24 protein-coding genes, 4 tRNA genes and 1 CRISPR repeat array are annotated in these 21,520 nt (G+C 53.6%); of the genes, 19 read left to right on the top strand and 9 right to left on the bottom strand.

Features of this window, described 5'->3' with window-relative positions; genetic code table 11:
* Window positions 1-120 precede the first annotated feature (120 nt).
* Window positions 121-208, top strand: a tRNA-Leu gene (locus ACYQ04_RS07940).
* Between the two features lie 561 nt (window positions 209-769).
* On the opposite strand, the gene ACYQ04_RS07935 is transcribed toward ACYQ04_RS07940, so the two are convergent.
* A tRNA-Thr gene (locus ACYQ04_RS07935) sits at window positions 770-846 on the bottom strand.
* A 31-nt stretch (window positions 847-877) separates the two neighbouring features.
* Window positions 878-1,471 carry an RNA ligase partner protein gene (locus ACYQ04_RS07930; protein ID WP_167728999.1) on the bottom strand — a complete coding sequence of 198 codons (594 nt, stop codon included), beginning with the start codon at window positions 1,469-1,471 and terminating at the stop codon, window positions 878-880.
* 58 nt (window positions 1,472-1,529) lie between these two features.
* Here ACYQ04_RS07930 and ACYQ04_RS07925 point away from each other — a divergent pair, with 58 nt between their 5' ends.
* From ACYQ04_RS07925 to rpl12p, 10 genes are all read left to right on the top strand, one after another.
* Window positions 1,530-2,738, top strand: coding sequence for a hypothetical protein (locus ACYQ04_RS07925; RefSeq protein WP_460128668.1), 1,209 nt, complete (start codon window positions 1,530-1,532; stop codon window positions 2,736-2,738).
* A gap of 69 nt (window positions 2,739-2,807) precedes the next feature.
* Window positions 2,808-2,981 carry a class III signal peptide gene (locus ACYQ04_RS07920; protein WP_099209912.1) on the top strand — a complete coding sequence of 58 codons (174 nt, stop codon included), beginning with the start codon at window positions 2,808-2,810 and terminating at the stop codon, window positions 2,979-2,981.
* A gap of 45 nt (window positions 2,982-3,026) precedes the next feature.
* Window positions 3,027-3,845 carry a D-aminoacyl-tRNA deacylase gene (locus tag ACYQ04_RS07915; protein ID WP_460130064.1) on the top strand — a complete coding sequence of 273 codons (819 nt, stop codon included), beginning with the start codon at window positions 3,027-3,029 and terminating at the stop codon, window positions 3,843-3,845.
* Window positions 3,846-3,960: 115 nt separating this feature from the next.
* The gene (gene ftsZ / locus ACYQ04_RS07910) at window positions 3,961-5,085 is read left to right on the top strand and encodes a cell division protein FtsZ (protein WP_460128666.1); all 1,125 of its coding nucleotides are present in this window, start codon (window positions 3,961-3,963) and stop codon (window positions 5,083-5,085) included.
* A 20-nt stretch (window positions 5,086-5,105) separates the two neighbouring features.
* Window positions 5,106-5,291, top strand: coding sequence for a protein translocase SEC61 complex subunit gamma (locus ACYQ04_RS07905; RefSeq protein ID WP_460128664.1), 186 nt, complete (start codon window positions 5,106-5,108; stop codon window positions 5,289-5,291).
* A gap of 16 nt (window positions 5,292-5,307) precedes the next feature.
* Entirely contained in the window at window positions 5,308-5,766 is a 459-nt protein-coding gene (locus tag ACYQ04_RS07900) for a transcription elongation factor Spt5 (protein WP_460128661.1), read from the top strand.
* Between the two features lie 34 nt (window positions 5,767-5,800).
* Window positions 5,801-6,292 (top strand): 50S ribosomal protein L11, encoded by a 492-nt coding sequence (locus ACYQ04_RS07895; RefSeq protein ID WP_167914520.1) that lies wholly within the window; start codon window positions 5,801-5,803, stop codon window positions 6,290-6,292.
* A 79-nt stretch (window positions 6,293-6,371) separates the two neighbouring features.
* The gene (locus tag ACYQ04_RS07890) at window positions 6,372-7,022 is read left to right on the top strand and encodes a 50S ribosomal protein L1 (RefSeq protein WP_460128657.1); all 651 of its coding nucleotides are present in this window, start codon (window positions 6,372-6,374) and stop codon (window positions 7,020-7,022) included.
* A 5-nt stretch (window positions 7,023-7,027) separates the two neighbouring features.
* On the top strand, window positions 7,028-8,050 hold the full coding sequence (locus tag ACYQ04_RS07885) for a 50S ribosomal protein L10 (RefSeq protein ID WP_460128655.1): 1,023 nt from the start codon (window positions 7,028-7,030) through the stop codon (window positions 8,048-8,050).
* A 59-nt stretch (window positions 8,051-8,109) separates the two neighbouring features.
* Window positions 8,110-8,430: a 50S ribosomal protein P1 gene (gene rpl12p / locus ACYQ04_RS07880; RefSeq protein WP_167914522.1), complete on the top strand. Its 321-nt coding sequence runs from the start codon at window positions 8,110-8,112 to the stop codon at window positions 8,428-8,430.
* Window positions 8,431-8,479: 49 nt separating this feature from the next.
* Here rpl12p and ACYQ04_RS07875 read toward each other — a convergent pair whose 3' ends face one another.
* Entirely contained in the window at window positions 8,480-8,908 is a 429-nt protein-coding gene (locus tag ACYQ04_RS07875) for a hypothetical protein (RefSeq protein WP_460128653.1), read from the bottom strand.
* Window positions 8,909-9,000: 92 nt separating this feature from the next.
* Between ACYQ04_RS07875 and ACYQ04_RS07870 the strand changes: the two genes are divergently transcribed.
* Together ACYQ04_RS07870 and ACYQ04_RS07865 are read left to right on the top strand one after the other, a co-directional pair.
* A tRNA-Arg gene (locus tag ACYQ04_RS07870) sits at window positions 9,001-9,078 on the top strand.
* A gap of 984 nt (window positions 9,079-10,062) precedes the next feature.
* Window positions 10,063-11,544 carry a TROVE domain-containing protein gene (locus ACYQ04_RS07865; protein WP_460128651.1) on the top strand — a complete coding sequence of 494 codons (1,482 nt, stop codon included), beginning with the start codon at window positions 10,063-10,065 and terminating at the stop codon, window positions 11,542-11,544.
* A gap of 19 nt (window positions 11,545-11,563) precedes the next feature.
* Here the strand turns inward: ACYQ04_RS07865 and ACYQ04_RS07860 are convergent, their stop codons facing one another.
* From ACYQ04_RS07860 to ACYQ04_RS07840, 5 genes are all read right to left on the bottom strand, one after another.
* Entirely contained in the window at window positions 11,564-12,901 is a 1,338-nt protein-coding gene (locus ACYQ04_RS07860; protein WP_460130062.1) for an FAD-dependent oxidoreductase, read from the bottom strand.
* Window positions 12,902-13,005: 104 nt separating this feature from the next.
* A complete protein-coding gene (gene mtnP / locus ACYQ04_RS07855; protein ID WP_460128649.1) occupies window positions 13,006-13,809 on the bottom strand; it encodes an S-methyl-5'-thioadenosine phosphorylase in 804 nt (267 codons plus the stop codon).
* A gap of 42 nt (window positions 13,810-13,851) precedes the next feature.
* Complete coding sequence (locus tag ACYQ04_RS07850; protein WP_460128648.1) at window positions 13,852-15,153, bottom strand: hypothetical protein; 1,302 nt, start codon at window positions 15,151-15,153, stop codon at window positions 13,852-13,854.
* Window positions 15,154-15,233: 80 nt separating this feature from the next.
* Window positions 15,234-15,443 carry an RNA chaperone gene (locus ACYQ04_RS07845; protein ID WP_460128646.1) on the bottom strand — a complete coding sequence of 70 codons (210 nt, stop codon included), beginning with the start codon at window positions 15,441-15,443 and terminating at the stop codon, window positions 15,234-15,236.
* Window positions 15,444-15,522: 79 nt separating this feature from the next.
* On the bottom strand, window positions 15,523-16,377 hold the full coding sequence (locus ACYQ04_RS07840; protein ID WP_460128643.1) for a damage-control phosphatase: 855 nt from the start codon (window positions 16,375-16,377) through the stop codon (window positions 15,523-15,525).
* A 412-nt stretch (window positions 16,378-16,789) separates the two neighbouring features.
* Here ACYQ04_RS07840 and ACYQ04_RS07835 point away from each other — a divergent pair, with 412 nt between their 5' ends.
* Genes ACYQ04_RS07835 through ACYQ04_RS07815 form a run of 5 tightly spaced genes read left to right on the top strand, consistent with a single transcriptional unit; the run spans window position 16,790 to window position 19,968 of the window.
* Window positions 16,790-18,136 (top strand): signal recognition particle protein Srp54, encoded by a 1,347-nt coding sequence (locus tag ACYQ04_RS07835; protein ID WP_460128641.1) that lies wholly within the window; start codon window positions 16,790-16,792, stop codon window positions 18,134-18,136.
* The gene (locus ACYQ04_RS07830; protein WP_460128639.1) at window positions 18,133-18,372 is read left to right on the top strand and encodes an Lrp/AsnC family transcriptional regulator; all 240 of its coding nucleotides are present in this window, start codon (window positions 18,133-18,135) and stop codon (window positions 18,370-18,372) included. The genes ACYQ04_RS07835 and ACYQ04_RS07830 overlap by 4 nt, the downstream gene beginning before the upstream one ends.
* A gap of 4 nt (window positions 18,373-18,376) precedes the next feature.
* Complete coding sequence (locus tag ACYQ04_RS07825) at window positions 18,377-18,865, top strand: YkgJ family cysteine cluster protein (protein ID WP_099209928.1); 489 nt, start codon at window positions 18,377-18,379, stop codon at window positions 18,863-18,865.
* 55 nt (window positions 18,866-18,920) lie between these two features.
* On the top strand, window positions 18,921-19,637 hold the full coding sequence (locus ACYQ04_RS07820; protein ID WP_460128636.1) for a phosphoribosyltransferase family protein: 717 nt from the start codon (window positions 18,921-18,923) through the stop codon (window positions 19,635-19,637).
* A 1-nt stretch (window position 19,638) separates the two neighbouring features.
* On the top strand, window positions 19,639-19,968 hold the full coding sequence (locus ACYQ04_RS07815; RefSeq protein ID WP_460128634.1) for a hypothetical protein: 330 nt from the start codon (window positions 19,639-19,641) through the stop codon (window positions 19,966-19,968).
* On the opposite strand, the gene ACYQ04_RS07810 is transcribed toward ACYQ04_RS07815, so the two are convergent.
* Window positions 19,951-20,400, bottom strand: a complete 450-nt coding sequence (locus ACYQ04_RS07810; RefSeq protein ID WP_460130060.1) for an Lrp/AsnC family transcriptional regulator — start codon at window positions 20,398-20,400, stop codon at window positions 19,951-19,953. The two genes, ACYQ04_RS07815 and ACYQ04_RS07810, sit on opposite strands and share 18 nt — an antisense overlap.
* 67 nt (window positions 20,401-20,467) lie before the next feature.
* Here ACYQ04_RS07810 and ACYQ04_RS07805 point away from each other — a divergent pair.
* Window positions 20,468-20,545: transfer RNA gene (locus ACYQ04_RS07805), tRNA-Arg, on the top strand.
* Between the two features lie 219 nt (window positions 20,546-20,764).
* Window positions 20,765-21,259: a CRISPR direct-repeat array (repeat unit 30 nt; unit sequence CTTTCAATTCTCCTAGAGTCTTATTGCAAT).
* Window positions 21,260-21,520 lie beyond the last annotated feature (261 nt).

The following is a 21,520-nucleotide window of genomic DNA, read 5'->3' as shown; positions in this document are numbered from 1 at the left end:
GTGAGAGGCTAGATTAACTTTGTGGTGTTTTTCTTAGGTTCTTCACAATGTTGAGTATGGAGCGCTGAAGCAAGGTTTATAAACTCAGCCCTTTTTCACTTCTTCGGGAGTCCCGCGAGCGCGGGGGTTGCCGAGCCTGGTCAAAGGCGGTGGACTCAAGATCCACTCCCGTAGGGGTTCCGGGGTTCAAATCCCCGCCCCCGCACCACACAAACTTCGCCTGCGCGAAGTTTGACCAAGGTTCGTGATTCTTCTCCGAGGACGCAATTCTAGGAAGTTTGCACTCTTAAGTGGTGGTACTCCAAGGGAATTCACTCCAAGGGACCCTTTGAAATGGGTTTCTCCGAGAGGCGCTCCTTCGGAGCGCAAGAAAAAGCAAACCCACACGAAAAAACTTCCAAAATCGAGGAATTCACAACCCACAAAAGCCATTAAGGCGCAAACACTCCAAAAGAAACCCTTGAGGAAAGAATCACGAACTTTGATGAAACTTCGCGCTCAGCCTTTGGGAAAGGCTGGCGAAAAGAGCGCCTTTCTCACCAAAGACCAGAAAAACAGTCGTGCACTAATCAACTGTAACATTAGAACGGGGTTAATCCCTCAAACAAACATTTTTCAGGCAGTTTCACATTTTATCGGCGCCCAAAGGGCGCCTTCTTGGAGTAAAACACCAAAAGTTAAGCAAGTTCGACGGAAAACCCATCTAGAACTTGCACTTTTAAAAAGGCACAACACTTTCCGCCAGCGCTTTCGTCAGAAAGGGCTGTAATGGAGCCCCGGGCGGGGTTTGAACCCGCGACCTGCCGCTTACCAAGCGGCCGCTCCACCAGGCTGAGCCACCGGGGCGCTGTTGACGTTGATACGATGGAGGGAGCCTTTATAAATTTTTCCCCCCGAGCTTCTCGACAAGACCCTCAAGGACGTCCTTGAACGCTGAAGCGTCAATCCACTTGATGCCCATCTTCTGCGCCCACGTCAGGATTCCAACGTCCGCAGAAACTATCGTCGCGTCCAGCTCCTTGGCGAGAAGGATTAGCTCGAAGTCCTCCTTGCTGTCAACGATTCCCTCTCGAAGGGCCTTGCGGTAGTTCCTCCGGAGCTTCTGGATTATCTTGTCCACGTTGTCCGTCTCGACGACGCTTTCTCGGACGGCCTTCTCGGCAACTCTAAGCCCCTTGTCAACCCGTCTCCTTATGTCGTCTATGAGCTCGTAAACGACGAAGGCCGGAATCTTGAGGTCGTGCAGGTTTGGAGGCTTCTTGATGATGTAGAGCTCTATCTCCGGCTTCAGCTCCTCGTCAACGAAGTGCATGACCTCGCGGTAGATGCCCGGTGGCATGTAGAACTCTACCTTCCCGAAGAGCTTCTCGGCGTAGCCCAGAAAGGTCCTCATGGCCTCGGTTGGGTTATCGCCGAAGTCCTTCCGGATTTCGGGGTTGACGAATATGCTCGTGTCGAGGACGAACCTCAGCGTCATCGGCCACCACAAGGTTATTTAGGGTCGGGGCTTTAAAAGGTTGGGTGGAAGCATGAAGGTTGGCGTTGCCTTTGGTCTTAGCGAACTCGCGAATCCTAAATTGTTTGAGAAGAAGGCCTCCGAGTTCCTCACGGCTCTCTCCGGGGACTTCGACGTCGTCGGTGGCTTCATGCTGAGCTCAAAGGCAGACTTTCGGGAGGCCAAAGAGGAGCTCAACTTCAACGATGTTGACGCCATAATCCTCTACCCCTTGACGGGTGGAACCGAGGGATTCCTCAAAGAGTTCTTCGTCTTCAGAAGGCCCACCGTAATCTTCGGCGACCCCTTCAACAACTCCCTCGCCGCTGGAATTGAAATCAGGGAGTTCCTGCGTGAAAGGCTTGTCCCATCGACGCTCGTCAAGGACATGAACGAGCTTAAAGCTGCCCTTCTCGCCTACGAGGACTCCCTCGAAACCCTTGAGCCATTCCTCAGGGCCAGGCTTGGCCTCATCGGCAGAGTTTCTCCCTGGCTCGTCAACGAGAAGTTTGAGCTCCCCTACACGAGGATTAGCCTTAAGAAGTTCTACGAGTACTACGATAGGGTAAGCGATGAGGACGGCTGGAAGGTCGTTGAGGAAATCTTCGAGCAGGCAAGCGAGGTGAAGGAACCCGGAAAAGATGTATTAGCGAAGGCTGGAAGGATATACCTTGCAATCAAGGAAATCCTGCACGATTACAGGCTCGATGGCTTCACGATAGGCTGTTTCGACCTTATAGGCAAGCTCAACGCCACGCCATGTCTGGCCCTCGCAATGTTCAATGCAGAAGGGATTCCTGCCGGTTGTGAGGGTGAGCTGAACTCTCTCCTCGGCATGTACATTGTGAGGAAGTACTTCGATAAGCCCGCCTTCATGGGCAACGTCGCGGACTTTGGGGAAAACCACGTTGTAATAGCCCACTGCACCGCGCCCCTGCTCTGGCGCTATCGCCTCAGGAGCCACTTCGAGAGCGGTATCGGCGTTGGCGTTGACGTCGAGTTCCCCAGGGGAAAGGCGAGCCTCTTCAAGCTCCGCGGGAGGCGTGCGGTTGTTGCTGGGGTGGAGGTTGTTGGAAACGAGCACCTTGAAAACAGGTGCAGGACGCAGGTGAAGCTCAGAATCGATGACGCCCCCGAGTTCCTCGATGGAACGCTCGGAAACCACCACCTGCTGGCCTACGTTGAGGGCGAAGAGCTTGCCGATTTGCTCAGCGAGTTGGGCTTTGAGGTTATGCTTTACTGATTTTCTCTTCGATTTCCTTACCAAAAGGTTATAACCTCGAACATCTTAGTTCTGATTGGAGGTGAGGGTATGAGACCTGCTCAGGCTGCAATAGAGTACCTCTTCATGATTGCACTTGCGCTCACCATGGTGCTCATCGCTATACGTTTAATGAAACAGAGTGCTCAGCAGGCATCTAGAAACATAGACAGTGCCAACAGGGAAATAATTGAAACCCTTCAGAACATGACGAGTGGGGGATGACAAACCTTTTTATTTCTGCTCCCTTTAAGTGGCCCGGTGGAAGCCATGAAGGTCATCATGACCACGAAAATCGACAGGGCTTCGATGAACATAATGGAGAAGCTCATCGAGAACTTCGGGTTCAAGGAAACCGACATGGTCTTCGACGGTAACCCCGTTTACAGGAGCGGGGAAACTCTGATACTCACGACCAACGACGAGATGATTTACTACGACAACCTCGACAAGGCCATAGAGGCTCAGCTCGGTTTTATGCCCGAGGTGATAGCCTTCGCCTCCAGGCATTCGAGCAAGCAGAAGTTGCCTGCCCTGACGACCCACGTGACGGGCAACTGGGGAAAGGCCATGTACGGCGGAAGGGACGAGAGTCTAGCGATAGCGTTGCCGAGCGCCATGAAGCTTGCCCTCCTCAAGATGAACGAGCTGAACGACCTCGGCTGGACCGTCTGCTACGAGGCAACACACCACGGGCCGAGCGAGCTCGAAGTTCCGAGCTTCTTCATAGAGATTGGCTCCAGCGAGGAGGAGTGGGCCAACGACAGGGCGGGTGAGATAATAGCTGAAACTATTGTCTACGTCCTCGAGAACTACGAAAAGGCCAGGTTCAAGGTTGCCATCGGAATAGGTGGCGGTCACTATGCGCCGAAGCAGACAAAGCGCGCTCTTGAGACGGATATAGCCTTTGGTCACATAGCGCCGAAGTACGCGCACCCCCTTCCAAGGGAGATGTTTCTGAGGGCCATTGAGAGAACCGCTGAGAGGGTCGAGGCGATATACGTTGACTGGAAGGGAAGCAGAGGTGAGACGAGACAGCTCGCAAGGTCGCTGGCGGGGGAGCTCGGCCTTGAGTTCATCCGGGACTGAGCCGAAACCTTTAAAGAGAGGATCAGCCAGTTAAGTTCAGTTTCGGGTTAGCTAAGTTTATATACCACTCCCCCACAAACTCCAAAGGGTGTTAAACTCTTCGGAGGGTGAAAAGATGCTGAAGCTGATTGAGGACGCCATTGAGAGGACCTCGGCGGCCCAGCCCAAGGCCGTTCCTGAGGTTCAGCCCCAGTCGGACATAGATGAGGAGCTTAAGAAGCTCCTTGAGCAGATTCAGGCCAAGATATACGTCGTCGGTGTTGGTGGTGCCGGCTGTAACACCGTTAACAGGATGATGCAGGTTGGAATCCAGGGAGCTAAGATAATTGCAGTTAATACCGATGCCCAAGATTTGCTTAAGATTCGGGCCCACAGAAAGATACTCATTGGAAAAGAACTCACCAGGGGTCTTGGGGCAGGCAACAACCCTAAGATGGGTGAGGAAGCCGCAAAGGAGAGCGAGAGGGAAATCAGAGAGGCCCTTGAAGGCGCGGATATGGTCTTCATTACCTGCGGTCTCGGTGGAGGGACTGGAACCGGCGCCGCGCCGGTCGTAGCCGAGATAGCCAAGAAGATGGGGGCCCTCACCGTTGCCGTCGTCACGCTCCCGTTTACCGTTGAGGGTATCAGGCGCATAAAGAACGCCGAGTACGGTCTCGAGAGGCTCAGGAAGAACACCGACACCGTCATCGTCATCCCGAACGACAAGCTCATGGAAGTTGCCCCGAACCTGCCGATTCACATGGCCTTCAAGGTCGCCGACGAGATACTCGTCCAGGCCGTCAAGGGCATCACCGAGCTCATCACCAAGCCCGGACTGGTTAACCTCGACTTCAACGATGTCCGTGCCGTTATGAAGGACGGTGGCGTCGCCATGATCGGTATCGGCGAGAGTGACAGCGAAAAGAGGGCCCTGGAGGCTGCCCAGCAGGCTTTGAACAGCCCGCTCCTTGACGTTGACATCAGCGGTGCCAAGGGTGCTCTGATAAGCATCAGCGGAAGCGACGTCAAGCTCGAGGAGGCCCAGCAGATTATCGAACTCGTCACGAGCAAGCTCGACCCTGAGGCGCAGGTTATCTGGGGTATCCAGCTCGACGAGGAGCTCGGCAAGATGATTAGAATCCTCCTCGTTGTCACCGGTGTCAGCTCGCCGTACGCCGTTCAGGAGGAGGAAGAGAAGCCGTACTTTGGTGAGGAAGGGGAGCGCAAGACGATAAAGCTCGACCTTGACGAGCTCTGAAGTACTTCGGGGGGTATACAATGGCCAGCGTGGTAGAGAAAATCCGTGGCTTCCTCTCTGAATCCAAAAGGGTACTGCTTGTCACAAGGAAGCCAGGAATGAAAGAGTTCAAGCTTGCCGTGAAGATTACGGGGCTTGGAATGATTATCATTGGGCTAATCGGCATGGTAATTAGGATGATTGGCTACTTCATCACCGGTTCGTGAGCCAGGGGTGGAAGCGATGGCAGAGGGCAAGATATTCACCGTTAGCGTTACTGTAGGTCAGGAAACAACGACGGCCAATCTGGTATATAGCAAAGCCAAAACCTACAACATCCCCATCCAGGCTATACTTGCGCCAAGTAAGGTCAAAGGTTACATATTCATCGAGGCTTCAAGCAAGAGTGTCGTCAACGAGGCGATAAGTGGAATCCGCCACGCGAAGCGCGTTCTCCCTGGCGAGATTCCCTTCCATGAGATAGAGCACTTCCTCGAGGAGAAGCCAGCGGTTAGTGGCTTCGAGCCCGGCGACATCGTCGAACTCATAGCCGGCCCGTTCAAGGGCGAGAAGGCCAAGGTCGTCAGGGTTGACGAGAGCAAGGACGAAATCGTTGTGGAGCTCATTGGCTCAATCGTCCCGATACCGGTCACGGTGAGGGGCGAATACGTTAGACTTATAAGCAAACGCCAGAAGGAGTGACAGGCCCGAGACAAAAGTAAAGGTGGTGAGATGAATGCCACAGGTTGTCGAAGTCCTCGTTGAAGGTGGAAAGGCCACACCCGGACCCCCGCTCGGTCCGGCCATCGGTCCCCTCGGACTGAACGTTAAGCAGGTCGTTGACGAGATAAACAAGGCCACCAAGGAATTCGAGGGAATGCAGGTTCCCGTCAAGATTATCGTTGAAGACCCCAAGAAGAAGACCTTCAGGATTGAGGTCGGTATTCCCCCGACCAGCCAGCTCATCAAGAAAGAGCTCGGCATTCCGAAGGGCTCGAGCGAGCCCGTCCACAACCCGGTCGGGAACCTCACCATGGAGCAGGTCGTCAAGATAGCCAAGATGAAGATTGACCAGATGCTCGCTCCGACCATCAAGGCAGCGGCGAAGGAGGTCATCGGAACGGCTCTCAGCATGGGCGTTACAGTTGAAGGCAAGGACCCGAGGGAAGTTCAGAGGGAGATTGACGAAGGACTCTACGACGAGATTTTTGAGAAAGCCGAGGAGTGAGGGAAAACTTTAAAAATCCCTCCTTTTAGGCATCTTTGACTTTTTCGGCTCAAATCGAAAACGAAAGGGAGGGCTGTAAATGGCCTTCGACAGGCAGAAACTCGTGGAAGCGGTGAAGGAGGCGAAGGCCCGGGCTAAGCCGCGCAACTTCACACAGACCGTCGAGATAGCAGTCAACCTCAAGGATATAGACCTCCGCAAGCCGGAGAACAGGTTTAAGCTTGAGGTTGTACTGCCCCACGGTCGTGGGAAGGAGCCAAAAATCGCGGTCATCGCTGATGGTGCCGTGGCTGAGGCGGCTAAAAAGCTCGGGCTTGATGTGATTAGTGGAGAACAGCTTGAGGAGATAGCGAAGAGCCCGAGGGAAGCGAGGAAATTAGCGAAGCGCTACGACTTCTTCATTGCCGCGGCTCCGCTGATGCCCAAGATAGGTAAGTACCTCGGTAGGTACCTCGGTCCGAGGAACAAGATGCCGCAGGTTGTTCCACCGACCATGACCAACCTCGAGCCGATAGTTGCGAGGCTCAAGAGAACCGTCAGAATACAGCTCAAGAACAACCCGGTTGTCCATGCCCCGATAGGCACCGAGGACATGGACGACGAGAAGCTCGCTGAGAACGCCGAGGCAGTTCTCAACGCCATCATCAACAAGCTCGAGCGCGGAGAGAACCAGGTGAAGTCAGTGTACGTGAAGACCACAATGGGCCCGGCCGTTAAGGTTGAGAGGTGAGGGAGATGGCCCACGTAGCCGAGTGGAAGAAGAAGGAAGTTGAGGAACTCACCAAGATTATCAAGAGCCACCCAGTGATTGCCCTCGTTGACGTGGCCGGTGTCCCCGCTTATCCGCTCAGCAAGATGCGTGACAAGCTTCGCGGGAAGGCCCTTCTCAGGGTCAGCAGGAACACCCTCATTGAGCTGGCCATAAAGAGGGCCGCCCAGGAGCTTAACAAGCCGGACCTGGAGAAGCTCGCCGACTACATCGAGGGAGGAGCTGCTATACTCGCCACAGAGATGAACCCCTTCAAGCTCTACAAGCTCCTCGAGGAGAGCAAGACTCCGGCCCCTGCCAAGCCCGGAGCAGTCGTTCCCAAGGACGTCGTTATTCCAGCCGGACCGACCTCGATTCCACCGGGCCCGCTCGTCGGTGAGATGCAGGCCCTTGGAATCCCCGCGAGGATTGAGAAGGGTAAGGTTAGCATTCAGAAGGACTACACCGTTCTCAAGGCGGGTGAGGTTATAACCGAACAGCTCGCGAGAATCCTCAACGCCCTTGGTATCGAGCCCCTTGAGGTCGGTCTCAACCTGCTCGCCGCTTACGAGGACGGCATCGTTTACACTCCTGACGTCCTTGCGATAGACGAGCAGGAGTACATCAACATGCTCCAGCAGGCGTACATGCACGCCTTCAACCTGTCGGTTAACACCTCCTATCCGACCAAGGAGACCATCGAGGCTATCATCCAGAAGGCCTACCTCGGAGCCAAGAACGTTGCAGTTGAGGCCGGCTACATCACGCCTGAGACCGTCGAGGAGGTCTTTGGCAGGGCTCTCCGTGCCGTCCTGCTCATAGCGCAGAACCTGCCCGAGGAGTTGCTCGACGAGAAGACCAAAGAGCTTTTAAACGCTCAGGCCCAAGTGGCCGTTGCCGCGGCTCCTCAGCCAACAGAGGAGAAGGTTGAGGAGGCCGAGGAGGAAGAGGAAGAAGAGGAGGCATCCGAGGAGGATGCGCTCGCCGGACTGGGCGCCCTCTTCGGCTGAATTACTTTCCCTCGCACATGTGTGAATAAAGGAATGAAGATGATTGGAGGTGTGAAAAAATGGAGTACGTGTATGCCGCTCTGCTGCTCCACGCCGCTGGTAAGGAGATAAACGAGGAGAACCTCAAGAAGGTGCTCGAGGCCGCCGGAGTTACTCCGGATGAGGCCAGGATAAAGGCCCTCGTCGCCGCTCTCGAGGGCGTCAACATCGACGAGGTCATCGAGAAGGCTGCCATGCCGGTCGCCGCTCCGGTCGCGGTTGCCGCCGCTCCGGCTCCCGCTGAGGGCGGTGCCGAGCAGGCCCAGGAAGAGGAAGAGGAGGAAGAGGAAGAGGTCAGCGAGGAGGACGCCCTCGCCGGCCTCGGCGCCCTCTTCGGCTGAATTCCTCTTCCCTTTTGTCCGCCTTCGGGCGGGCCTTTCAAAACTTTTCTCAGCGCTTCCTGAAGACGACAACCATCTTCCACGTCCTTCTGTACCCCTCTGGGTTGAGCTTTCTCCTCAGCAGTTCCATAAATGCCACATAAGCTACAAAGAAGACGATGGAAACGGTGACCTTTTCGACGATGTCCCTGAGGCCGTTGAGTGTGTTTATCCAGGCTACACCGAAGGTTCCAAGCATCAGGAATTCCAGGGTCTCGTACAGGGCAACGTTTCTCGGAAGGCTCTCAAACTTTCTGAGTGTTACCCCGACAACTAAAGTGATTAGGCCGAGAAGTCCTAAAACCACAGTTGTTGTATCCACTGCACTTGCTCCATATCTCTGTGCCAGCAGAAGGTAAAGGGGAAGCGCTGGTGCAAGTGCGAAAAAGCCCGCGATGGCGACCCCACTTACGACGAGCACTTTTGTGCTTCTTCTCATTCCTTTCTCCTAATTAACATTAGCCGAGGTAACCTAAAAGGTTTTCGCGAACCGCAAGGTTTATGTTTAACCCATCGGAACCATCAGGGGGTGGGCCGGTGGCCTAGCCTGGATGGGGCGTCGGCCTTCGGAGCCGAAGGTCGCGGGTTCAAATCCCGCCCGGCCCGCCATTCAAACTTCGCCTGCGCGAAGTTTGACCAAGGTTGGTGATTCTTTTCTAAAAACGCAACTCTAAGAAGTTGCACTCTTAAATGGCAGTACTCTCAGGAGAATTATCTTTAAGGAACCTTTTCGAAGGGGTTTCTCTAAGAAGCGCTCCAAAGGAGCGCGGGAAAATGTAAACCCAAGCGAGGAAACTCCCAAAATTTAGGAATTCGCATTCTATAAGAGTCCATTAAAAGCGCAAACACTCCAAAAGAAACCCTTGATGGAAGAATCACAAACTTTTGGTGAAGCTTTGTTCAAAAGCTTCCTTCGCAAGCGCTGGCGGGAAACTTTTCTTGATGAAAAGTTTCATCAAAGTGAGGCATGCGTTTTGAATGGGCTCATTTTCAAAGGGTTTACTTCCAAACTTGCCATTCTCGAGCGTGTTTCCTCCCGTTAGCGCCCTTCGGGCGCCTTCTTCGAGCGAATAGGAAAGCTTGACCAAAGAGTTAAACCCCCAGAGAGGACACCGGGAGAGTTGCATGCCTCTTAATCCGCTGGTTTTGGGTTTACGTTCATGTTAACTTTGAGGTGAAGTGTTTAACTTGGGACCCCCAAGGGTGCTGATATTGAAATTAAAACCACTTGGAGGGCTTTATTTTAGTGTTAAACCCCAATCAGAGTTGCACTTGGTTAGTGCATTACAATTTTGCTTGCTGGTGAGACGGGTGCTCTTTGCCCGGTTCCTTAAAGCCTGTCATGGGCGTTCCAACGTGTTTGGTGTCTAGAGAGTAGTGCTGGTGTTCTCTTGAGCTTGAGAATAAATTATTTAAACTCATTTCGACCATTGTCTTGTTACTTTTCGACACAGTAAAATTTATAAAGTTCTTGGATTAATCCATAGTGACGGAAGTGCAGGCGGGGGATACTTCGCTAATCCTGTGCCGGCAGGAGGGCCGGTGGGGGTTCGCCCCCCTTCCCCCGCCGATTTTCTCCGCCGGGGTGATATTGTGAAGTTCAACAGGAGGGCTGAGCTTCTCAACTTCGAAGGTGGGAAAACCTACCGCCCGAGCCCGGAGCTCGAGCTCTTTCTCAGGGCCGCGAGCAACCTCGTGAGGGAACCGAGGTTCTACACCGGGGCTGAAGAGGGTTTTCAGGAACTCCTGGATGCGTTTGAGAGGGCGATACTGATAAACCCAGAGTTCGTTGCCAAGCTCGTCGTTTACGCCCGCGAGGAACTCTTGCTCCGCTCCCTCCCAACTCTCGGAACGGTTATCCTCGCCAACCACGAGAGGTACAAGGGCACCGGCATACCCCGGAAGGTCGGCGAGAGAGTCTTCACAAGGCCGGATATGCTCACCGAGGCCCTCGCCATCCAGTTCGCCCTCTTCGGAAAGCCGATACCCAACAGCCTCAAGAAGGCCATAAGGAACAGCTTCACCCGCTTCGACAGCTACCAGCTCGCCAAGTACCGTTGCGACCGCTGTCAGGTCAAGCTTAAGGATGTCATTCTGCTTACTCATCCAAAACCAAGGGACGAGGAACAGGAAAAAGCCTTCCGGGAGCTCATCGAGGGCGGGCTCAAGAACACCCGCACGTGGGAGGCCAAGGTCTCCAAGGAAGGCTCAACCGCTGAAACATGGGATGAGGTCCTCGAGGAGTTCATCAGGTACAAGCAGGTCTTCGCGCTCCTCAGGAACCTTAGGAACCTCATAGAGCACGAGGTTGATACCAAGAAGTTCAGGAGGGCCATGGAGATACTTGCAGACCCGAAGGAGATGCGCAGGGCGAAGGTATACCCATACCGCTACCTGAGCGCCTACTTCGCCCTAAAGGGGATGAAAATTGACTCCCCCACACAGGCCGAGCTTAGAGATATCGCCCTCCGGGCCCTTCGAAAAGCCATAGAGGAGAGCATCGTTATGCTCCCCAACTTCGATGGCAGAAACCTTGTCCTCGTCGACGTCAGCGGCTCGATGGATTTCCCCCTCAGCAGGAGGAGCAGGGTAACCCTGAAGATGGTCTCCGCCTTCTACGGCGCGATACTAGCCAAGAAGTACGACACGGCGATAGTAGCATTCGCAGACGAATACCGCTGGATACCAAAGGGAGATAGCATCTTTGAAACTGCGGAGGACGTCTTGAGGAGTAGGGTCGGCTACGCTACCTACGCCTACAAACCTATGGGGGAAGTCCTGCGGAAGGGAGAGTACTTCGACAGGATTTTCGTGCTCACGGATATGGTCGTCTACTCCGAGAACTACGGCGACGACGCGTTCCAGCGCGCCATGAGGCAATACCGGAAGACTATTAACCCTGAGATGAGGCTCATCACGTGGGATTTGGCCGGCTACGGCCAGGTCTACCTTGAGGAGCACGACGTCAGGAACATCTACATCGGCGGCTTCACCGAGAGGGTCTTCGACCTCGTGAAGTACCTCGAAGAGGGAAACAAAATAGTTGAGGTAATAAACGAAAGGGTTTCGCTTTAAATGCCCCTTTGTTCTTCCATCATGTTCTCAGCTTCGCCAGCGCGTCCTCGGCCGCCTGGAGTATCTGATAGCCGACGGGCGAGGCCGTGAGGAGTGGATGAGTCGCTATCTGGAGGGTGTAGAGCTCGCTCGCCGTAAGTCTCTTCTGTATCGCAAGGGCGAGGATGTTTATCATCTCGCCGACGCTTTTGCCACCGGCTATCTGGGCTCCAAGTATCGCACCCCTGTCGCGGGAGAAGATGAGCTTCACTGTCACCATCGAGGTATCGGGGAACTTCGCCGGGTGCCTGTCCGGACCCCTGCCGTAGCCCACGATGACCTCAAATCCCTCCTTCTTTGCCTGCTCCTCCGTCAAACCGGCCGCCGCGAGGGTGAGGCCCACTATGTGTGTCGAGTAGGCACCTATCGTCCTTCTGTTCTCCCTGACAATCTGGAGCTTGAAGAGATTCGCCCCTGCAATCCTCGCCTCGAAGGTGGCCGTCGAGGCGAGCATAAGCTGGTAGGGCTTGCCCGTGAAGAAGTCCCTGTGCTCCACGCAGTCTCCAACTGCGAAGATGTCGGGGTGAGACGTCCTCATGTACTCGTCGGTCCAGATACCATAGCGCGTAACCTTGAGGCCGGCCTTAACGGCCAGCTCGACGTTGGGCCTGTAGCCGGTGGAGAGGATTACCAAATCGGCCGGGATTTCTCCTCCGTCAAGGAGCTTGACTTTCTCCACCTTCCCGTTCCCAGCGAAGCCCTCAACCTGTCCGTATGTAATGTTTATCCCTGCTTCCTTCAGCCTCTCCTCGACCATCTCGCTGAACTCCGGGTCAAAGGAGCTCCTCAGAAGCCTGCTTCTGACGACTAAAGTCACGTCCTTGCCGAGCTTCCTTATCTCGTCGCCAACTTCAAGGGCTATGAAACCACCGCCGACGATGACGATTTTCTCGGCTTCCTCTACCTTCTCGCGGAGCTTCTTGAGGTACTCGTAGTCCTTGGGAACGGTGTATATCCCATCAAGGTCAATGCCCGGAAAGTCCGGCTTTGCAGGCTTCGAGCCTGTCGCCAGGACCAGCTTCTCCCAGGCTATCTCCTTTCCGGACTTGGTCCTGACGACCTTCCTCTTGGGGTCGATGTCTGTAACTTCGTCCGTCAGGATATCGACGCCGAGGGGCTCCAGGAACTTCTCAACAGGCAGTACGTCATCGTCAACGCTTTTCAGCGTTCCGAAGATGTAGGGAATTCCACAGGGAATCATGCCCACCTTTTCCCTCTTGATGACAAGAACGCTCCTGTCGGGGTAGAACTTCTTGGCCGAGATGGCAGTTGTGATACCTCCCGCGGAGGCCCCGATAATCACGACGTCGTACTTCATTCGCACCACCGGAAGAATTAGGCCTCCCTACTATTAAACACTTTCTTTAACCTTCGGTTCTCAACGTAAGCACTTTTCGGGGGAGAAATGGAGGAAAGAGAACATCACTCGCCCGTTGCGCCCTTGAGGGCATCCTTGCACGGACAGCGACGCTCCTTGGGAACGTGCTCCACGGCCTTCATGAGGAGGAGCTTTATCTCTTCGCCCTTCTTCGCCATGAGCTCGACGACCTCGGTGTGGGTGAGCTTCTCCTTGCTGATTCCCGCGGCGTAGTTGGTAACTATGGCAACGCTCGCGTAGCACATCTCGAGCTCCCTCGCGAGAACAGCTTCCGGGCACTGGGTCATGCCAACGACGTCGGCGCCGAGTATCTTGAGCGCCCTTATCTCGGCCCTCGTCTCGAAGCGCGGTCCCTCCATGCAGCCATAGGTTCCGGTGGGATGATAGGTAAAGCCGAGCTCCTTGGCGGCTGTAATAAGGGCCTTCCTGAGCTCGGGGCAGTAGGGGTCGGTGAAATCCACGTGGGCGACGAACTTCCTGTCGTGGGGGCTCTCCTCACCGTCGTAGAAGGTGTAGTGCCTCGTCTTCGTGAAGTCCATGAGCTGGTCGAGGATTACGAAGTCGCCGGGCTTCATGTCGAGGTTGAGGGAGCCAACAGCAGAGGTTGCTAAAATTCTCTCGACGCCCAGTTCGTGTAGTGCCCAGATGTTGGCGTGATAGTTTATTTTGTGGGGCGGAACGCTGTGCTTCTCCCCGTGCCTCGGCAGGAACGCTATCTCCTCACCCTTGTAAGTCCCTATCTTGACCCTTACCGTTCCGTAGGGAGTCTCAACGGTTTCCTCCCTTACGTTCTCAAGCAGTTTCGGGTCGTAGACTCCGGAGCCTCCAATGATGGCTATCCTCGGCATGGTATCACCTGAAAAGAGAATTGAGGGGAGGGCTTTAAAACGTTAGCTTCCTTCCCAGAGTTTGCGCTGTGCTTCGGCGCGCTCCTCGATGTCCTCTTTTAACTCGCCGCCGGTCTGAACCTCAAGGATTTTGGCGATAATTTCACTGAGGAGCCAAGAGCCCCAGCGCGGGTCCTTCACCTCAAGGGAGGCATCGATGGCCCCGTCAACATCGTTCTCTTTGAGCTTCTCAACGGCGATGCTTCCAAAGGCCAGCGAGCGGAGGTACGGGTTGGTTAATTTTGATGCCAGCTCCCAGGCGTCATCGTAGGCGTGGAGCTTCGAGAGGTAGCGGACGGCCTTAACGATTATCCTCTCGCTGTCGGTTTCTGAGCCAATTCTCCTCACGAGCTCGTAGTACTCGTAGTTTGGCTGTCTCTCGAGGAGGGCATCGAGGATTGAGCTCATGACGAGTTCCTTCTCATCACCGATGAGCCGGTCAATTAGTCTCTCCAGGAGCTTTGGCCTGTCAAGAACTGCCAAGACTATCGACCTCAGGAGTTCGGGGCGGAGCTCTCTGGGAACCTTTGAGAGAACTCCTATTACGAAGTCTATCTCTCCCTGGGCCGCAACGCCAATAAGGAAGGACATTAGAACCTCAAAGCCAACACTGGAGGATATCCCGAGTGCAACATCCACGAACTTCTCGTACGTTCCCTCCGGAACGTTGGCTTTCTTCAAGTGGACCGCCACGGCCTTCATCGCCTCACCGAGCCAGTACTCGCTCTTGAACTCCGAGAGGACCTTAATGGCACTTCCAAACTCTTCCCTCTTCAGGTGCTCCTTAAGAACTTCGTAGGCCGCTATCGAGTGCCACGGTTCGTCTTCTATAAGTTCGAGGATTAGCCGCGCTTTTCTTAGATTGCCCTTTCCTATGTAGTTGTGGAGAACCCTTAAGAGGGCGTCGTTGCGCTTTACACTGTTCTCGATTTCCCTTGCGTAGAAGAAGGCGTCGTCAATTCTGCCGAGCTCAAGGAGTCTGTGAACGAGTTCTTCAAGCATCTCATCTCTGAGCGGCTGAGGAAACGTTTTGATTGACTCGTAGGCCTGGGTAAACGTTTTGCTCGCGCCCTTCGACCCAGTCTTCCCAAGGAAAGTCGCGACTTCGATTAGCGCTTTTACGAGAAGAAGGGGATTATCTATCGAGGCAACGGCCTTGAGGGCCCTTGTAAAGGCCTCCCCATAGCGTGGGTTCTTAGCCCTGTGCATGTAGTAGCCGATTCTAGCGTACGTTATCGCCCTGAGGTAAGGGTCGTTGATACTCCGAGTTAGGTAAAGGGCTTCATTGTAAAGGTCAACCGGCATGCTCCCACCAAGTCAGGTAAACAAGAAACCTATTTATGGTTTCCGGCTGGCGTCAGAATTAGGTAAGGCAAAAGACGAAATCACCCGAGGTCGTCGTAAACGACCCCAACCACCTCTCCATCGTCAAGTGAAACGAAACTCACCCTGGTTTTCTTTCCGGTTTTGGGGTCAACTACAAGGAAATCTGGCTGGAGAAGGTATTTGCTTGACGGCATTTTCCAGACATCGCCGTAGTGAACCTTCATCTCCCTTAAGAACCTGGTGGGGTCACGCTTAATAACCGTGGGCATCTTTCATCACCACTATTACCTACAACTTCAAAGTATAAAAGGTTTTCTGATAGACATTCGTTAAAAATAATATCGACAATCAGCGAAGTACGGGGTTGAGGCAGAGGAGGGAACCCATTGGAACACCAATTTCTCTCGCGATTGCTGAGCACTTGGCCTTGAGCAGGAAGAAAACCCTCGAATCATTGAGCTCGCTGAGGGTTTCGAAGTTGGCCTGTCCCTTCGCAATGACGACGTCCGCCGAGCGGAAAACCTCAAGGAACTCCTCGGAAACGTAGTCAAGCGGAGTGCCGGGCAATCTTGAGCCCGTCGAGATTACCTCCACGATTTCCCCAAACCCGGCCTCGAGGAGGTCTTCAACGGTCGCGTCGTTTATTATTGGGCCGTCTTTGCCTGTGACGATTATTTTAAGGTCGGGGAACTCCTCCCTCAGCTTCTCGATGAAGAGCCTGTCGAAGTATATCTCCCCGCAGTTGTCAACGAGGTAGAGGAGTGTCCCAGCGCGCTTCAGCCTCTCAAAGAGTTCCTCGCTGTGGTCTATGAGAAGGCTCTCATCGAGAACTCTTCTTATATCCTCCTCCAGTCTTTTGGGGTCGTAACCGACGGAGAAGTCCACGACGTTCCCGGCTATTGCGAGTTTTAGTGCGGTTTTAAGGTCGGAGTTCTCGAAGTGACCGGCGAGTTCTTTTGCTATCTCGTTTGAAACCCGCTTGTATTCTCTGAAAGGGTCCTCGTTTCCAATGAACTCGTAGAGGTCAAGGAAAAGCAGTCCACCGACAACGGCGGGGATTGAGTCCTCTGAGAACAGTTCCGATGCACGCTTGAGTGAGAACAGCATCGCATTCCTGCGGGGACTTTCATCGGATAAGCTCATCTCGACGATTTTCTGACACTGGTTTATCGCACAGGCGACGCACTCGTGGTGAATCTTCATAGCACCACCGGGAGAAATAGAAAGGACGCAGGCTTATAAAGCTCACCTGAGCATCTCAACGTACTCGAGCTCCTCCGGAATGCGCCTTTTCTTCTCCCTCTCGCGCATGAGCATGTACTCGTACATGGCTATCGGCCATATCATCTCTCTCACCTCCTTTTCTTTCTCTCCGGTATTTATTGGGACTGTTTGGGTTTAAAAAGATTTTCAGCTCCGATTTCAGCAAGAATGCCACGTTTGGCTCTATACTCGCTCAAAAAATGCCTTAGGACGGATTTTGGACTTTAATGAACACTTTTGTTCAAAGAAAACGGTTGTAACATCGCCGTTTTTGAAAAATGCATGCATTTATACAGGGCTTCCATACCCAACCGTTTATAAACTCCCCAGCCCTCATAGTAACGGTGGTGAGATGGCGTTAGAAAAACTTGGGAAGGCCCTTAACAACGCCCTCAGGAAGCTCGCGCGCTCTGGAACCGTTGACGAGGCGACGATAAAGGAGGTAGTTAGGGACATCCAGAGGGCGCTCCTGCAGGCGGACGTCAACGTCAAGCTCGTTCTTCAGCTCACGAAAACAATACAGAAGAGGGCCCTCGAGGAGGAACCGCCGGCGGGCGTCAGCAGAAAGGAGCACATAATCAAGATAGTCTACGAAGAGCTCACAAAGTTCCTCGGAACCGAGGCGAAGCCCCTCGAGATAAAGGAGAAGCCGACCGTTTTGCTCACCGTTGGTATTCAGGGTTCTGGAAAGACGACGAGCGTAGCAAAGCTGGCGAGGCATCTTCAGAAGAGGGGCTACAAGGTCGGCGTCGTCTGTTCCGATACCTGGCGTCCTGGAGCGTACCACCAGCTCAGACAGCTCCTCGACCCCTACGGCATAGAGGTCTTCGGCGACCCCAACGAGAAGGACGCGGTCAAGCTCGCGAGGGAAGGGGTTGAGCACTTCCGCGAGAAGGGCGTTGACGTCATAATCGTGGACTCCGCCGGAAGGCACAAGGAGGAGAGAGGTCTCATCGAGGAGATGAGGCAGATAAGCGAGGCGATAAAGCCCCACGAGGTTATACTCGTCATAGACGGAACCATCGGCCAGCAGGCCTACAACCAGGCGCTGGCCTTCAAAGAAGCCACTCCAATAGGCTCGATAATAGTCACGAAGCTCGACGGTTCGGCCAAGGGTGGTGGAGCGCTTTCCGCCGTTGCCGCAACGGGGGCGCCGATTAAGTTCATAGGTGTCGGTGAGAGGATAGAAGATTTGGAGCCCTTCGACCCCAAGCGCTTCGTTTCAAGGCTCCTCGGCCTCGGAGATATCCAGGGTCTCCTTGAGAAAATTGAAGAGCTCCAGAAGCAGCAGGAATTCAAGGAAGAGGACGTTGAGAAGTTCCTCAAGGGCAAGTTCAACCTCAAGGACATGTACGCCCAGCTTGAGGCGATGCAGAAGATGGGCCCGCTCAAGCAGATACTCCAGATGATTCCAGGCCTCGGCTACTCTCTCCCGGACGACGCGATTAAGGTTGGGGAAGAGAAGCTCAAGAGGTACCGCGTTATAATGGACTCGATGACGGAGGAGGAACTCGAGCACCCGGAGATAATCAACTACTCCCGCATAAAGAGGATTGCCAGGGGTTCGGGAACCAGCACCGCTGAAGTCAGAGAGCTTTTAAACCAGTACAATCAAATGAAGAAGATGTTCAAGAGCATGAACAAAAGGAAGCTAGCCAAGATGGCCAAGAAGTTCAACTTAGGGGGGTTCGGGGTATGATTGAGGCCTTCGTGTTGGTGGTCGTGAAGCCCGGAAACGAGGAGAAAGTCTACGAGATGCTTAGGAAGGACCCGCGCGTTAAGGAGGACTACAGAGTTTACGGGGAGTACGACATAATACTCCGCGTGGAGGTCTCGACGATAGACGAACTGGACAAGTTCCACGATGAGGTCCTCAGGAGGATTCCCGAGATAGAGATGACCGAGACGCTGATAGCGAGCACCTACCGGGGGTGAAGGGGTGAAGCGGTGGGTCGCGACGATTGACCTTGAAACTCTTGAGGTCGAGTCCGACCCATCCTTCAAATTTAAGTGCGTTGAAAACTGTGGGAGGTGCTGTGAGGAGCTTGAAATTCCCCTTCGGGATGAAGACATTGCCAAGATTGAGGAGCTGGGTTATAACGCCTGGGAGTTCGTGGACTACGAGAAGCTCTTCTACCGGGGGGATAAGTTCCTCGGCTACGCGCTGAAGAAGCGGCCCTTCGATGAGGCCTGCGTTTTCTTAGACCCGGAGACTAAGAAGTGCAGGATTTACAATCACCGCCCACTCGCGTGCAGGCTTTATCCGTTCATCTTTGTCAAGCACGGAAAGAAGATGGAGATTTACGTAAAGGAGGACTCCTTCTGTCCCGGCATAAATCACCCGGAGGGGGAGCCGGTCACAAAGGAGTTCCTCATGAGGGAGTACTGGGACGTCATAGAGGAGTATCGGCGAAAGGTCCTCGAGTGACCGAAACGTATTTATACATTTTCTTGTTAAACAACGGGCACGCGGAGGTGATAGTGTGAGTCAGCTGAAGTCCGTCCAGGAGAAGCTCAGACTCATCAGGGTGTTGAGGCTCCTCAAGAAAAGCTACACGTACGAGGAGCTCTCAAAGATAACGGGACTGCCGATAACCGTCCTAAACCGGTATGTTCGCGGGAAGGTCCTGCCAAGTGCCGAGAGAACGAGAGAACTGCTCGAACTTCTCCTTCCCTACATAAACCTTGAGGAAGAGGTAAAGAAGAGGATAAAGTTCGACGAGAGGGGCTTCTTCGACAACATGCCCGTCCTCAGCGACACCGCCTTGATGAGCCTCGTGGCAGAGGAGGTTGCAGGGAGATACCTCGACAAGGACGTGGACAAGGTTCTAACTGCCGCGACCGATGGGATTGCACTCGGTGTTCACATAGCCAAAGAGCTCGGCGTGGATATAGTTTACGCGAAGAAAAAGAAGGAAGTTGGAGTTGAGAAGTTCTACGAAGTCAGCTACGTTCCCAGTGCCTCTGGAACCGTTATGACCCTGTACCTCCCCCAGTGGGCGCTCAAAAAAGGCGAGAACGTCCTCATAGTGGACGACGTGATAAGGAGCGGGGAAACCCAGAGGGCCCTCGTCGAGATGACGAAGCAGGCCGGAGCAAAGCCGATAGGAATGTTCTTCCTCGTGAGCGTCGGTGACATCGTTGAGAAACTCCAGGAGGAATACGAGTTCCCGGTTGAAAGCCTCATAAGGTTGGATTGATATGAAGGGGTTCATCTACAATGCCGAGGGGCTGAGCCTGCCGATAGAGTTCGCCCCCGGCGTTCCCTTCAAGTTTGAGTGCAGTGAGGAGGACTGTGGAAAGAGGGTCGTCATAGAAGGTGTCGTCGTCGAGGTTGACAGCGATGAGTTCACTAGGGTCCTTGAAAGAACCGTCGAGAACAGCCCGGACTTCAAAAAAATCCGGGAGATAACCGCGAGGCGCTACGTTTTCCGAGGGAAGGTCAACGGAAGGGAAGTTGAGCTCCCAGTTGAGAGCTTCGAGGACTTTGCAAAGCGCTTCCTCGACGAGGTGTTAGTCTTCAAGGGCTAACCTTGGCTCCTCCTTCACAACCTGCATGGCCACGCTCGTGTTCGTTTTCTCAACCCCATCCAGGGATAGAAGCCACTTCACGAAGCGGTTCATGTCCTCCCTGTCCTTAAACTTCGCTATGACGAAGATGTCAAACTCGCCCGTTATGTCGTAGACCATCATCGCCCGGGTTTTCTCGGCTATCTTTCTTTCTATCTCCGCTATCTTCCGCCCCTGCGCCTTGATTCCGATGAGGGCCGTCAGTCCAAAGCCAAGCTTCTCGTAGTCGAGAACGGGGGTGTAGCCCCTGATAACGCCCTCCTCCTCGAGTTTCTTGATTCGGTTGTAGACAGTGCCAACGGCAACGTCGAGCTCCCTCGCTATCTCCCTAAACGAGAGGCGGGCGTTCCTCTGGAGGAGCGAGATTATCTTGAGGTCCAGCTCGTCAACCATGCCCTTCACCGGATAGAGTAAACCGTAAACTTTAAATACTCTTCTCCGGGAGGGAATAGCGGGCAGTGGACCGGTAGCCTAGCCAGGATAGGGCGGCGGCCTCCTAAGCCGCAGGTCCGGGGTTCGAAGCCCCGCCGGTCCGCCACAACTCGTTTGGGTTCTTGATAAAAACAGTGATGGATTTCTCTGGTTCCGTTGCAGCATCCCCAAACATCACGGTTGCTTCAGGGATGTTTCAATTCTCTTAGAGTCTTATTGCAACATACTCGTCGAGCTTAACTGAGCGCTCGACGAGAGTCTTTCAATTCTCTTAGAGTCTTTTGCAACCTCTCATGCTGACGTGGATGTACAGGAAAGCGGTGAACTTTCAATTCTCCTAGAGTCTTATTGCAACAAAGCCTCGCTCAGCTTCTGCTCTTCATCATTATCACTTTCAATTCTCCTAGAGTCTTATTGCAACATGCCTATACCGACAGCAAAGAAGCCATCGAGTTCACTTTCAATTCTCCTAGAGTCTTATTGCAACCCTTGAGAAAGAGATTCTTGAGATTGCAAAGGCCTGCTTTCAATTCTCCTAGAGTCTTATTGCAATCGTCATCAAGTACCATCACAGCACTCACCCGGTTCCTTTCAATTCTCCTAGAGTCTTATTGCAATCTAAGTAGCAACAAAATGCTAAGCATTGCCGAAATCCAACTTTCAATTCTCCTAGAGTCTTATTGCAATTAGTAACAGGTGCGGAGATAAAAAAATGATTGCGAACTTTCAATTCTCCTAGAGTCTTATTGCAATTTTGTTATTTTTGCACTTGTTAGCAACGGTTTAATGTCTTTCAATTCTCCTAGAGTCTTATTGCAATCGGGCGGGAAATCCGCTCGTTTGCCCGTTAGAGGGATATAATCCCTTGAATATTTAAGTTTTTCTGAAAACCTGCCTAAAAAGCGCCTCTTGTGTCCTCAGTGTGCACTCTCCCTCGCGGCTTATGTTCCCGGAAAGGGCCTTGCAGAACTGCATTCCTTTGAGCCCGTAAAAATGTCCACGTAATGCGCGGCGCTAAGTGGGTTTAGAATCGGCTGAAAAATCGTGTCTGGCGTTCTAACTGAAAAAGGCCGAGTTTTCA

The sequence above is a fragment of the Thermococcus prieurii genome (genome assembly GCF_054657655.1).
This window is presented reverse-complemented; position numbering and strand designations above follow the sequence as displayed.